This window comes from Serratia sp. 4542 (assembly GCF_016805595.1).
Lineage (GTDB): Bacteria > Pseudomonadota > Gammaproteobacteria > Enterobacterales > Enterobacteriaceae > Serratia > Serratia nevei.
The window spans coordinates 1-12,317 of sequence record NZ_RXKV01000003.1; the positions used below are offsets into that span (position 1 = coordinate 1).

The following is a 12,317-nucleotide window of genomic DNA, read 5'->3' on the forward strand; positions in this document are numbered from 1 at the left end:
GGGGAGCGGGCGGGTGGGCGTTGGCGCATCGGCCCGGCGCTGCGTCTGGCGGCGCAGAGCGCACAGTTCGCCATTGAGATGACGGTCACCAACCTGGCCGAGCGGCCGCAGCCGCTGCGCTATGTGTGTCGCCTCAACTACGGCTGCATTCCCGACGCGGTATTCCGTCAGAACCTGCCGGCGCCGGCGCTGTTGGGGGATGCGCTCGGGCAGGAACTGCTGTGCTCCGACGATCTGTCGCGCTATGTGGATCAGGCCGAGTTCTTTATGCTGGCGTCGCAAGGCCGGCGCTATGTGACGCGCTTCGCTACCGGGCAATTCAACTATGGCCTGCGGCGCATCGCCGTTCAGGGCAACCGGCGGCTGCTGGCTTTTATCCAGCCGGCGAACTGTCGCCCGAATGCGCTGGAGGAAGAGGCGGGAATGATGCTGGGGGCGGGAAAAACGCGGGCGTTTTGCGTGACCACCGGCGTGGTGTGAAATAACGGGGCGGTAACGCCCCGGTCATGTTGTGCAGTTACTCTTTCACCCAGCCACGGCGAATGGCGAAGGCGAACAGGAAACGATACAGGCGCGACAGCTTGTCGGCGATGACATCGCCGAACAGATTCCACACCAGTTGGGCGAACAGGCAGCCGACCAGGCCGAGCAGGAAACCGCCGACCATATCCAGCGGCCAGTGCACGCCGAGGTAAACGCGTGACCAGGCGATGCCGACGGCGACGATCATCAGCAGCACGCCGGACCAGACCCGGTGCCAAAACAGAAACGCCAGCGCAAAGGTAAAGATGGCGGTGCCGTGATCGCTCGGGAACGAGCTGTCCGGCGCATGTGCCAGGAAGGTATAGCCAACGCCGGCGACGAACGGGCGCTCATGCGGCAGCAGCGCGCCGATGGTGGCGGCGGCGAGCATGGCGAACAGCAGCGCGATAGTGGTTTTCGCCACCACCTGGCGCTGCGAAACCAGCTGGCTTTGCGGCCCCCACAGCCACAGGCCGACGATCAGCAGCGGCACGATGATGATCAGATCGCGCGCCAAAAAGGTGGCGAAATCGATCGTCCACTCGGGAGACGCCGGGGTCGCATTGATCCAGGCGAAAAGAAAATGGTTCAACTGTTCCATAACCGTTACCTCGTCTTGCGGCGCCAATAGCCGCTAACCGTCCAATAAATAGCCAACTGGCTTAACCAAACCCACCAACCCGCCCACAGGTTATGGGTAAGAAAATGGGCGCCGCGCATGATCTGGCCAAAGCCCATCAGCATGCCGAGCGCAATGCCGCCGCACCAGCACCACCAGGCCAGGCGCGGACGCTGCGGATAAAACAGGAAAAACAACGCCATGACCGCGAAACCGCTCGAGGCGTGCCCGCCGGGGAAGCAGCGGCCGGGGCCCGGCAGCGCCGGTACCGCGCCGAACAGCGGGAAGGACATCGCTTTGCCGCCGTACTCGATCAGATCCCACGGGCAGGAGTGCGCGCTGGTGGCCTTGAGAATGCCTACCACCAACGGGCCGATCCCGATCAACAGCATGGTCACGATCAGGCGCGCACTGCGGCGATAGATGCCCCAAAACAGCGTCAGTACCGCCCCGACGATCACTATTTGCTTCAGCAGGCGGTGGTTGATCAGATCCAGCCAATAATTGTTTTGCCACGGGAAATGCCGGCTGGCGGGATCGTACCAAAAGTTGCTGATCGCCCAGTCCAGCTGTTCGTTGCGGGAGAGCCACAGGAACAGCAGGCCGCTGATCAGCAGGCCAAAAACCTGCCAACGGTAAAAGGATGCCGGCAGGGAGTAAAGGGCGGTTGTCTTAATTTGCGGTGCCGTTGAGGATTGATTTAATGACGATTCTGGATTCACGCGCAGGCTCGGTGGCAGGATTGAATAACGCCACTGTAATAATTCTGTCTTAAGAAAACCTTAGTCCACCGGTAAGAAAACCCTATCCGAGACCACCGCCTTCGGCTAAGGTAATCGTTTGCTTTTTTTCGGGATGAGAGTGTGGTGATGCAGAATAAAGCGCGTGTCTTACTGTTGGCGGCTGCCGGTGCGGCCTTTTCTCCGCTGAGCTTTGGCCAACCTGCGGCCGCCGGGCCGATCGTGGTGCAGGGCGCCATGCCGGTGGAGGCGGAACGTTTTGCCCAGCGGTTGGAAAACCCGCGCGAGGAGCAGATCGGCGGCTGGCGCTTTTGGCACGGCACCGTAGACGGCTACCCGGTGGTGGTGTCGGAGACGCTGAAGGGCATGTCCAACGCCGCGGCGGCCACGGCGATCGCCGCCACGCAGTTTCACCCGGTGGCGATCATCAACCAGGGTACCGCCGGCGGCCATGATCCGGCACTGAAAGTATATGACATCGTGCTGGGCAAATATTCGGTCAATCTCGGGGCGTTCAAAACGCCGGCCAAGGCGTTGGGGGAAGGCAGCGACTCGCGGCAGTGGCAGCCGATGGATCTGTTGGCTTCCAAAGGCAGCGCCGGCGAGGACAAAAAGGCGCACAGCCTGCGTCAGTTTCCCGCCGACCCCAACCTGCTGGCGATTGCGCAAAGCGTTAAGAGCGATTACCGACAGGGCAAGGTCGTGGAAGGGGTGATCGGCTCGGCCGACGTATGGAACAGCGAGCTGGATCGCATTCGCTATTTCCACGACCGCTACCGGACGTCGGTCGAAGAGATGGAGACCGCCTCCGCCGCGCAGATCGCCGCTGAGTTCAAGGTGCCGTTCGTCGGCATTCGCGTGTTGTCCAACAACATCACCAATCAGGGCAAATACGATCCGCAAACCGGGCTGGCATGCCAGGATTATGTCTATCAGGTGGTGAAGGCCTATGTTGCCAACCTGAAGAAACGCTGAGTCATTACTCCGGTTAATCGGCGATATCAGGCGATTGTCACTATTTATCGCCTATTGTAAAGAAGATTAAACCTGTGGCGGGCTTGGCTGTAGTGTATTAGTTTATAGGCGGATTATTTGACAAGGTGTAGGGATAAAACATGAACAAGGCATCCGTTGTATTTTCTGGCCTGCTGATGGCCGTTTCCGCCGGCGCCATGGCGGCGACCTCTGGTGATGATGCGGATATCAGCAAACAGCCGCTGGAAAAAATCGCGCCTTACCCGAAAGCCGAGAAGGGCATGAACCGCCAGGTGATCTACCTGCCGAAGCAAGAGCACGAAGAGAACTACAAGGTGGAGCTGCTGATTGGCAAGACGCTGGAAGTGGACTGCAACCGCCACATGATTGGCGGCACGCTGGAGACCAAAACCCTCTCCGGCTGGGGCTATGACTACCTGGTACTGGAGAAGCTGTCCGATCCGGCCTCCACGCTGATGGGCTGCCCGGACAACACCAAGACCAAGCAATTCATCGCCGCCAACCTGGGTGATGCCGCGATGCAGCGCTACAACAGCCGCCTGCCGATCGTGGTATACGCGCCGAAAGACGCGGAAGTGAAATACCGCATCTGGAAAGCCGAAGACACCGTAAGCCAGGCCGAACAGAAGTAATCGCCGTCTGACGCCACTCCGCTTGCCCTGCGCGGCAGGCGGAGACTTTCCCCCGTTACGCTTTTTTTTCGCCCACCAACACCGCCCGTTCGGTTTCTTCCCCCATGGCGATTAGCCAATCCAACACCGTTGAGAAGATCGCATCCTCCTGGGCGTCGGCCTGGGTCATCAGCACGTAATCCGTCCCGTCAGGCGCAAAGCCATATGGCGCCACCAGTGCGCCGTTGACGATATCATCCGCCACCAGCGCCAACGGGCCGATGCCGATACCGGCACCGGCGACCGCTGCCTGTAGGCTGAGATAGAAATGTTCGAAACGCAGCTCGTTGCCCGGCCGGATCTCGATGCCGCTGTAGGCACACCAGTCGCGCCAGGCGTACGGGCGCGTCTCGGTGTGGAGCAGGGTACCGCGCAGTTCACGCCCCGCCGCGGCATGCTCCCGGCGGCATACCGGGCCGACCCGTTCTTTGAGGAACGGGCGGGCGACCACGTCGTCGGCGATCGGGAAATCGTTGCGGCGGATCGCCAGATCGATGCCTTCACGCGAGAAGGCGACGGCGCCGCCGGCGGAGACCAGCTGCAGATCGCGTTCTTTCCCCACCGCCTGCTGCAAACCGGCCAGACGCGGGATCAGCCAGCGGATCAGAAAGGTCGGCTCGCAGGAGATCACCAACGGGCGATTCTGATGATGCCGACAGGCGCGGTCGATCGCCGACTGCAGGTTGTCCAGCCCTCGGCCGATCTCGCTCGCCAGCTCTTGCGCCTGCGGCGTCGGATGCACCATGCGGCTGGTGCGTTGAAACAGCGCGAATCCCAGGGTCTGCTCGAATTCGCGCACCGCGCGGCTGACGGCGCCGTCGGTGACGTTGAGAGATTTGGCGGCTTTCGACACGCTGCCGTACCGCACCGTAGCTTCGAAAGCCCGCAATACTGCCAGGTTAGGCAATCTTCGTTGACGCACTGCGCCCCCTTTTGATTGAGTTTTTGTCAATCATCGATACTACGCAAATCGTTTTTTATTGCCAGCCAAATCCGCCAAAGTGTGCATCACTTTCCACTTACGGGTAACTGCGATGATTGCCATTCTCGCCGATGATCTTACCAGCGCGCTCGACGGCGCGGCCCCGTTCGCCGCACGCGGACTGAATGCCTGCGTCATGCTGCGCCTGCCCGATGCCGCGTTGCAGGACGCGGAGATCGTCGCCTTCGATTTAGATTCCCGCTTCGTTTCGCCGGAGCAGGCGGAGCGGCGTTTTCGCCATGCCGCCGCCTGCGTGAAACCGGCGCGCCTCATCTACAAAACGGTGGATTCCACGCTGCGCGGCAATCTGGGGCCGGAAACGCGCGGGGCACTGACGGGCAGCGGGCGCCGTCTCGCCATCGTCGCGCCGGCCTTCCCGGATGCCGGCCGCACCACGGTGGGCGGCCGGCAATACGTCGACGGCGTCGCGCTGGAGCAGACCGCCTTTGCGCGCGATCCGAAGAACCCGATCGTCACCGGCTACGTCATGGAGCGCATGGCGGGGCTGGAACCGACGCGCTTTCAGGTATTCGACGCCGCAGACAACGGCGAGCTGGATGAGGTCGTGAGGCGGATCGGCATTGCCGAACCGGTGGTGTGGGTGGGATCGCCGGGCCTGGCGGCGGCGCTGTCGCGTGCGTTGTCCTCGGAGGAGAACGCGCCGCCCGCTCAACCGCCGCTGCGAGCCCGCAAGGTGCTGGTGGCGATTGGTAGCCTGCATCCGGCGAATGACGCCCAGCTGGCAAGCCTGCGGCAGGCGGGCGCGGTGCTGGTCACGCTGCCGGAAGCGGCCGATCCCGAGGCGGTAGCGCAAGAGGTGCGAGCGGCGTTTGCGCGTGCCGATGTGGTTTGCCTGATGTCGCCCCGGTCGCGAGCGGCCACGGCGGATCATGCCGCTGCGCTGGGCGCGGTCGTCAGCCGTTGCACGCCCGCCTTCGACGGGCTGGTGGCGACCGGCGGCGATACCGCGCGGCGCATCGTCGACGCCATGGCGGCCGGCTCATTGACGCTGTTCGGTGAGGTGGAACCCGGCGTGCCTTTCGGGTTGTTAAATCTGCCGGGCCGTAGGCTGCCATTCGCCACCAAGGCGGGCGGTTTCGGCCGGGCTGCCACGTTGTTGAACTGCGTAACCCGGTTGCGCGCTGACCGAGAAGGAGAAGAACGATGACCCTTTCCACCTTGCCGCTGGCGATAACGATGGGCGATCCCGCCGGCATCGGGCCGGAGATCATCGCCAAACTGGCGGCCAAAGAGCGGTTGAGCACGCCTTATGTGGTGATTGGCGATGCCGGTGCCCTGGCGCGCGCGGCGGCCAGTCTGGGGCTGACGCTGCACATCCGCGAGCTGCCCGCCTCGCTGGCGGGATGGGACGAAGCCTGGATGCGGGGAGAAACCGCCGTCTATTCCGCCGGCGTTGCGCTGCCGGCAGACTTGCCCCTCGGCAGGCTCGATAAGCGCGCGGGCGCGGCGTCTTATGCCTGGGTGGTTGCCGCCATCGATCTGGCGTTGGCGGGGCGTATCGCCGGCATCGTCACCGCACCGTTGAACAAGGAGGCGATGCGCCTGGCGGGGATCGATTATCCGGGGCACACCGAGATCCTGGCGGCGCGCTCGGGCACCCAGGACTTCGCCATGATGCTGGCCAACGACGAGCTGCGGGTGATCCTGGTTTCCATTCACGTTTCGCTGCGGGACGCCATCGACGCGGCGACCGTGGAAAACGAACTGCGCGCGTTTCATCTGGCGCAAACGGCCTGTCGGGCGCTGGGCATAGCGAAACCGCGCATTGCGGTGGCCGGCCTGAATCCGCATGCCGGGGAGAATGGCCTGTTCGGCCGCGAAGATCTTGACGTCATCGTGCCCGCCATCGCCCTGGCGCGGGAACAGGGGTTGGACGTCAGCGGCCCCTGGCCCGGCGATACCGTTTTCATGCGAGCCCGGCGCGGGGAGTTCGACATCGTGGTCGCCCAATATCACGACCAGGGCCTGATCCCGGTGAAATATCTCGGGGTGGATCATGGCGTTAACGTCACCGTCGGCCTGCCGTTTATCCGCACCTCGGTCGACCACGGTACGGCGTTCGATATCGCGGGCAGCGGACGGGCGGAACACGCCAGCCTGCTGTACGCCTTCCGGCAGGCGGAAAAAATGTTGCACGCCCAATAACTCATATCACCTGAAGACAATAAGGAAACACCATGCACACACCCGAGTTTATTTTCATGCTGACGCGCAACGACAGCACGGTGCCCGATGCGCAAGCGCGGCTACCAGAGGTGCTGGCTGCCGGCGTGAAGCATATCGGCTTTAAGGATATCGGCCTGCCGCTGGATCAACTCAAACAGTTGGCGCAGGCGATCCACGCCGGTGGCGCCACCGCTTATCTGGAAGTGGTTAGCCTGGATGAGGAAAGCGAGATGAATTCGGCGCGCGCGGCGCTGGCGTTGGGCGTTGATGTATTGATGGGGGGAACGCGGCCGGAAAGCGTGCTGCCGATCATTCGTCAGTCTGGCCTACGCTACTATCCGTTTGCCGGCCGCATCAGCGGCCACCCCAGCGTGCTGGAAGGTGACATTGACGATATTGTCGCCAGCGCCCGCCAGCGCGCCGCTTTACCGGGCGTGACAGGGCTGGATCTGCTGGCCTACCGCTTTGCCGGCGACGTGCCGACGTTGATTCGGCGGGTGTGCGATGCGGTCGACAAACCGGTTTATATCGCCGGGTCTATCGACCGCGAAGATCGCATCGCCGCCGTGGTGACGGGCAATGCGGTTGGCTTCACCGTCGGTACCGCGGCGCTGGACGGCGTGTTTCCCGCCGACAAGCCGGGGCTGACGGCGCAAGTCAACGCCGTGAAATGCCTGATTGGCAATGTGATCCGCAAACTGTAACGCGTCTCCATTCGGTTCTTTCCACGGCGATGGGGCGGTTATCTCATTCGTTGAATCATTAATTTGTATGGCTTCTCTTTTTAATGCTCTAGCGAGCAGGCACGCCCTTGGGCGCTCGCCGACGTTTACCCGGCAAAACAGCGTAATTGCCGCCAGGTTCAATATATATAGAGGGAGTGAAAAATGAATAAAGGGTTAGGGAGTGCCGTTGTGGCGGTGAGCCTGTTGTTAACCGGCTGCGATACCTTCAGCCTGCTGCGCGATCAAAAGATCGCCGAGGCCTTTCACGTCGGCGCCGACAAGCGCTCGGTCAGCCGGGATTTCGGCGTGCCGATCGCCACCCGGCCGACGCTGAACGGCCAGGGCGTGTGCCACGACTATAACCACCGCTTGCCGAACGGCACCGTGACGCCGTTCTACGTCGGCTTCAGAAACAGCGACGACAAAGTGGTGGCCTTTGGCCCTACCACCTGCGGGGAAGCGCAGGCCAACGGCAATCTGAACAGTGATGAACCTATCAAACAGCGGTTCTAAACGGGCGTTGCTGCGCCGGCCTGGGGCCGGCGCCATTAAACATCACAACAATCCTTTCCTGTGGTTGCAACCGTTGCCTATTTGCATGCACACTGCTTTGCCGTGATTTGAAATATGTGCTTCATTTGAGAAAGGATATCTTAATGGCCAAACCTCTTCCTCCCGGTTATTGCATTGTTGAGCAGCCTGGGCCACTTGCCTTTCAGGCACAACAGCTTTTTGGTGGCCGCACCAACGATGCCAGCAGACAATTTATGGCGGTCAATGCCGATAGTTCGTGGTTAAAGCCGGGGCAAATTGTGCTGCTCATGGATCCAGAAAACCCCCTCACGCCTGATACCATGCGCCTTTTAAGGCTGACGAAGCAAAATGTGAATCGTACCATTGCGCCGATGACCACAGATGATGCGGGATTTTTGCAACGAAACTATGGCGCCATTGCGGCACTCACGTCGGCAGGAGACAAGTTATTCGGTACTGCGAGCGATGTCGGTGAGAAGTATTTCCGACAGATTGAGTCTACGTTACAGAAAATTGAACGGAGTTATCAGAGTCAATTTCGCTCTCAAGGTAGCCTGATTAGCCAACAATTTTATGCTGAACGCGCTGCATTATTCGCAGAGCTTAAGGTTATGGTAAATAAGCCTGTTTTGTCGCGACTGGTGCAAAAGGCGGTGAAGTTTAAACCCTATGAAGATATGCGGCATGCACTTAATCTTTCCAGTAAGTCTATTGTTCACGAATGGTCTACAGCGGGGGTTGGTGCAATTAGAGGTTATGCCACTTACCTGGAGGGCGCCTCACGGGCTGCCACTTTCATGAAAAGTGGTGGGTATATTGCTATTGCGTTCTCAGGTTTGAATGCAACCAATGAAGTGATGTATGCATGCACCGCTGGGCGTGAGGGGGACTGTCCGAAGGTCGCAGTCAAAGAGTACAGTCAGTTTGGTTTCAGCACTGGAGGCGCCATTTTGGGGGGAAGCGGCGGAGCTATGCTGGTTGGCGGAATTTGTGTGGCTGCCGGCGTTGCTACAGGTGGTGCCGCTGCGTTTGCCTGTGGATTGGTAGGATCGCTGGGGGGAGGGCTGCTAGGCGGAGCCGCTGGTGATAAAGTTGGAAGCAAGTTTGGTGACAGCGTAAACACGCTATTTTTTGACTGAAGAGGATGTCGGCAGTGGAGCTGTTTTTAACAAAAGTTTTTGTGGCGCTTGGGTTTGTTTTTATCTTGCTATTTTTAGTAAGTTTAGTGTTGTTTGTTAAGAATAAGTCTAACTACGCTCAGCTAGTCGAGAACTATCTCGATGCGGGGTTGCTCATGCCAGGCTATGATAAGTTCTTGGCCCGGATGGGGTTCTTGGGGAGTTTTCCTGTCGCGTGGTTCTTTAGAAAAATTCTTGAGCGTAAGAAAATTAAAATCGCTGCTGGAGAGTATTTGCCGGAAGCTTCTTATGCTTTCCTCCGACAGCAACCCACTGAAAGGGTCGGTTGGGTTAGAAAGTATACGGCCTTGTACTTCAGTTTGTTTCCCATTTTCATCGTGCTGGTTGTGTTGTCTTTTTGGATATGAACCGGCAATAGCAATGAACTCTGCAAAATCCTCACTGACCAGGAAAATCACTCAGCCTGGAGGGCTAGGGCTGCACACGTTTTGGTAGCAAAAGCCCCTAAGCAAATGGGGTGTGCCATTTTTCCTTTTCTCTATATCTCTTCTGATTTTCCGCCAGACTTTTATCTGAGATTTATTTTCCTATGGCGTATGCCAGACGCCGCTGCCGAAAAACGCCACTGCATGGATTTCCTCCACCGGGTGTTACGGTGTGAACAGCAAGACAACAAAGCAATCTTTGCTGAATTGTGCTAGTTTTTCGAACATTCACGGACATGCAGTGACCTGCAAGATAAGGATATCCAATGCGTTATCGTTCGCTAAATCTCGGCGAGGTGACAAGGAAAGGGGCCGGAACGCCGCCTCAAGGGACCGACGTACGGGCTGGTGCCGTATGAAGCTGCTCTCTCTCTTTTCTGAACACACGGCGCCGGAAAGTTTCTCCCGGATACTCACCCCGACACAAACGCGCCATGAGCTGGAACGGCATTATCTGTTCGGCGGCGCAGCCGGCATATCGATAAGCAGCCGGTATTCCATAACCCGTAATACTCAATCCGGTATTGGCGTCACCGGTTATCGTGAGGACGCGGCTGTGAAGCGCAGCGTATTCGATGACCTCAACCGGGGCGGTTTGCTGGCGATTGATGAGGAAATAGGCGCCTGGACGCCGACCAAATACGCGTTTTACGTCGACGCGGAAGGCCGATTACAGCGCTATCCCGGCAGCTCTCTTCCTGCCTTTTATCCAACTGGGCGCGTGATCGCCCGCTATGAGGAAATGGTCAGCCGCTATGGCCGGCGGGCAAAACCGACGGTGCTGCCGGCGAGGCAGAATACGACCCGGAATCCCCCTCTGCAGCAAGCTATCGCTACCGCAGTGGCAACCGTTGCCGCCACGGTACAGCCCATCCGTCCGATGACCAAGGCAGAACGCTGGCAAGAACGCCAGTACCTGATAGGGCGAGGCAACCGCAGCATTTACCCGGATGCGCGCATGGCGGCACAGCGATTGGCGGAGAACAACGTCGCGGTCGAAAAGGCGAAGTTGGCTGAGAATGTTTACAAGACCACCGATTCACTAGGCGAACTACCTGGAGTACCGGAGGGCTGGAAAGATATCAGTAATGACGAGCGAGCTTTAAATAGGCTTGGTCTGGACAGTAAAATGCTTTATGACAAGCCGATAAATCCTGATTTTTTAGCCCGAGTTTATCAACCAGACGAGAGTATCTTTGGTAAAGCGATGAGTCCGACGGTGGTGTTTCGAGGATCGCGTGCGCCTGAGCTCCCGGAAGGAATAAGCACTGCAGTTCAAAAAGCTTTATTAAAAGGCGACCTGTCAGGCGTTAAAAACCTGAGCGACTGGACAAACAATGGTGCTCAGGGAATAGGGCTTAATTCTGAATACTACAAAAAAGCGGTTAATATCGGCAAAGCAATCAAAGGCGATGTTGGGATATCTGGCCATTCGCTGGGCGGTGGCATGGCGTCTGCTGCCTCCATGGCCAGCGGCAAGCCAGCTTGGACGTTTAATGCCGCTGGATTGCATGCGGGAACCGTAGAAAAATACGGCGGCTCTATAATAGGCAGTGTCGATAATATTCAGGCGTATCGCGTAAAAGGGGAGCTGTTGACCAAGCTGCAGGAGGTTGATTTGTGGGAGGATGCCAAAGACCTCAATTTTTATCCGCCCGCGGTGATGGCGAAAGAGCGGTTGTCCATGTTGGCTCCTGATGCCGTAGGGGTTAAACACACGCTTCCCGGTGGAACAGGCTCACTGCTGGATAAGCACGGTATAGACCAGGCGATACAATGCATTGAAAATGAAAAAGACGATGACATTGCCACAATCAAGGGAAGAATATGAAAAAGCTTATTCTCATTATCACGATGGTAGTGTCTATGCTCATCATACAGGGGTGCGAACAAGGTATGGATTTACAACCGCAGGATTATTTTGACGGTCAGCAATTGGACATTGCCAAAGCCATTTATGATGGTGATAGGCCGCAGTTGGATAAACTGTTGTCATCAGTAAACAAAGAGCTCTTAAATCGTCCAGCTAAGGAAGAAATGACCTTATTGTTCTGGGCGATAAATAACGCTATCTTTGACAAGAACACGCCAGAGCGGCTCAAGATCATTACGGATCTGGTCAAGGCGGGGGCAGATCCATTACAACCTCAACCTAACACGCCAGGTAGCCCCGCTGAGTTTGTTATGAAGGCGGACAAAGGTGTCTGGATACAGGCCATGCTGGAAGGTGGCCTTTCTCCAAACGCCAGAGATAAGGTTCATAATCAACCTATTATTTTTGAAAGTTTTGAAGCGAAGAATACCGAAACATTAAAGGTGCTGATTGCGAACAAAGCTGATGTTAATATCAAAGGGGCTATGAACAGAACTCCATTAATTAATGCGCTGTATAACAGTTGCCCTGAGCACATTGAGGTTCTTTTGGCTCATGGCGCTAACCCCTTAGCCAAAGATGATTTTAATGACAGCTTCCTCTCTCTGATTTCTGCGGAAATAGCCAAAGGGGATAAGAGTAATGCGTACATAAAAAAGCTAATTAAAATTAAAGAAAAAATAAAACAGGTGAATTAGTTTGCCTCGAGTCTCATGGCGGACAATGCTGGCACTTCCCCCAGTGCACTTCCATGACGTGATGACATACAGGGAATGAGCCACCAAAGAGCACCCAGCTGATGGTGACGAGAGTGGTGCTGTTAAGAGCCGTTTTTGGCGCCACC

The 12,317-nt window shown here is 57.8% G+C and carries 13 protein-coding genes and 1 pseudogene; 11 read left to right on the plus strand and 3 right to left on the minus strand.

The genetic code is table 11. The features are described from left to right. Positions 1 to 480, plus strand: a pseudogene (locus tag EKL15_RS02405) (hypothetical protein); the annotation flags it as partial. A 37-nt stretch (positions 481 to 517) separates the two neighbouring features. Here EKL15_RS02405 and ybjG read toward each other — a convergent pair. Both ybjG and EKL15_RS02415 read right to left on the minus strand, forming a co-directional pair. Further along, positions 518 to 1,123, minus strand: coding sequence for an undecaprenyl-diphosphate phosphatase (gene ybjG, locus EKL15_RS02410; protein ID WP_060440718.1), 606 nt, complete (start codon positions 1,121 to 1,123; stop codon positions 518 to 520). 5 nt (positions 1,124 to 1,128) lie between these two features. Next, entirely contained in the window at positions 1,129 to 1,863 is a 735-nt protein-coding gene (locus tag EKL15_RS02415; protein WP_070913975.1) for a phosphatase PAP2 family protein, read from the minus strand. A 147-nt stretch (positions 1,864 to 2,010) separates the two neighbouring features. Between EKL15_RS02415 and EKL15_RS02420 the strand changes: the two genes are divergently transcribed. Then, on the plus strand, positions 2,011 to 2,856 hold the full coding sequence (locus EKL15_RS02420) for a 5'-methylthioadenosine/S-adenosylhomocysteine nucleosidase (protein WP_060429826.1): 846 nt from the start codon (positions 2,011 to 2,013) through the stop codon (positions 2,854 to 2,856). 140 nt (positions 2,857 to 2,996) lie between these two features. Then, the gene (eco, locus tag EKL15_RS02425) at positions 2,997 to 3,509 is read left to right on the plus strand and encodes a serine protease inhibitor ecotin (RefSeq protein WP_049202226.1); all 513 of its coding nucleotides are present in this window, start codon (positions 2,997 to 2,999) and stop codon (positions 3,507 to 3,509) included. A gap of 55 nt (positions 3,510 to 3,564) precedes the next feature. Here the strand turns inward: eco and EKL15_RS02430 are convergent, their stop codons facing one another. Next, the gene (locus EKL15_RS02430; protein WP_203088722.1) at positions 3,565 to 4,470 is read right to left on the minus strand and encodes a LysR family transcriptional regulator; all 906 of its coding nucleotides are present in this window, start codon (positions 4,468 to 4,470) and stop codon (positions 3,565 to 3,567) included. A gap of 58 nt (positions 4,471 to 4,528) precedes the next feature. Here EKL15_RS02430 and EKL15_RS02435 point away from each other — a divergent pair, with 58 nt between their 5' ends. From EKL15_RS02435 to EKL15_RS02470, 8 genes are all read left to right on the plus strand, one after another. Next, positions 4,529 to 5,698, plus strand: a complete 1,170-nt coding sequence (locus EKL15_RS02435; RefSeq protein WP_127554737.1) for a four-carbon acid sugar kinase family protein — start codon at positions 4,529 to 4,531, stop codon at positions 5,696 to 5,698. Next, positions 5,695 to 6,696 (plus strand): 4-hydroxythreonine-4-phosphate dehydrogenase PdxA, encoded by a 1,002-nt coding sequence (gene pdxA, locus EKL15_RS02440; protein ID WP_193158913.1) that lies wholly within the window; start codon positions 5,695 to 5,697, stop codon positions 6,694 to 6,696. Before EKL15_RS02435 ends, pdxA begins: the two co-directional genes overlap by 4 nt. A gap of 32 nt (positions 6,697 to 6,728) precedes the next feature. Continuing rightward, positions 6,729 to 7,421, plus strand: a complete 693-nt coding sequence (locus tag EKL15_RS02445) for a 4-hydroxythreonine-4-phosphate dehydrogenase (RefSeq protein WP_049202222.1) — start codon at positions 6,729 to 6,731, stop codon at positions 7,419 to 7,421. Positions 7,422 to 7,604: 183 nt separating this feature from the next. Beyond that, the gene (locus EKL15_RS02450; protein WP_148045834.1) at positions 7,605 to 7,955 is read left to right on the plus strand and encodes a hypothetical protein; all 351 of its coding nucleotides are present in this window, start codon (positions 7,605 to 7,607) and stop codon (positions 7,953 to 7,955) included. A 143-nt stretch (positions 7,956 to 8,098) separates the two neighbouring features. After that, positions 8,099 to 9,115 (plus strand): hypothetical protein, encoded by a 1,017-nt coding sequence (locus EKL15_RS02455; protein ID WP_100396476.1) that lies wholly within the window; start codon positions 8,099 to 8,101, stop codon positions 9,113 to 9,115. Positions 9,116 to 9,129: 14 nt separating this feature from the next. Then, entirely contained in the window at positions 9,130 to 9,522 is a 393-nt protein-coding gene (locus EKL15_RS02460) for a hypothetical protein (protein ID WP_157800481.1), read from the plus strand. 433 nt (positions 9,523 to 9,955) lie between these two features. Then, the gene (locus EKL15_RS02465) at positions 9,956 to 11,431 is read left to right on the plus strand and encodes a phospholipase (protein WP_100396478.1); all 1,476 of its coding nucleotides are present in this window, start codon (positions 9,956 to 9,958) and stop codon (positions 11,429 to 11,431) included. Continuing rightward, positions 11,428 to 12,171: an ankyrin repeat domain-containing protein gene (locus EKL15_RS02470; protein WP_100396479.1), complete on the plus strand. Its 744-nt coding sequence runs from the start codon at positions 11,428 to 11,430 to the stop codon at positions 12,169 to 12,171. Before EKL15_RS02465 ends, EKL15_RS02470 begins: the two co-directional genes overlap by 4 nt. Positions 12,172 to 12,317: the final 146 nt, after the last annotated feature.

Bases quoted from the DNA above. Each gene is read 5' to 3' on its own strand.
- ybjG (WP_060440718.1), bottom strand. From the start codon at position 1,123: ATGGAACAGTTGAACCATTTTCTTTTCGCCTGGATCAATGCGACCCCG.
- EKL15_RS02420 (WP_060429826.1), top strand. From the start codon at position 2,011: ATGCAGAATAAAGCGCGTGTCTTACTGTTGGCGGCTGCCGGTGCGGCC.
- eco (WP_049202226.1), top strand. From the start codon at position 2,997: ATGAACAAGGCATCCGTTGTATTTTCTGGCCTGCTGATGGCCGTTTCC.
- pdxA (WP_193158913.1), top strand. From the start codon at position 5,695: ATGACCCTTTCCACCTTGCCGCTGGCGATAACGATGGGCGATCCCGCC.
- EKL15_RS02445 (WP_049202222.1), top strand. From the start codon at position 6,729: ATGCACACACCCGAGTTTATTTTCATGCTGACGCGCAACGACAGCACG.
- EKL15_RS02450 (WP_148045834.1), top strand. From the start codon at position 7,605: ATGAATAAAGGGTTAGGGAGTGCCGTTGTGGCGGTGAGCCTGTTGTTA.
- EKL15_RS02455 (WP_100396476.1), top strand. From the start codon at position 8,099: ATGGCCAAACCTCTTCCTCCCGGTTATTGCATTGTTGAGCAGCCTGGG.
- EKL15_RS02465 (WP_100396478.1), top strand. From the start codon at position 9,956: ATGAAGCTGCTCTCTCTCTTTTCTGAACACACGGCGCCGGAAAGTTTC.
- EKL15_RS02470 (WP_100396479.1), top strand. From the start codon at position 11,428: ATGAAAAAGCTTATTCTCATTATCACGATGGTAGTGTCTATGCTCATC.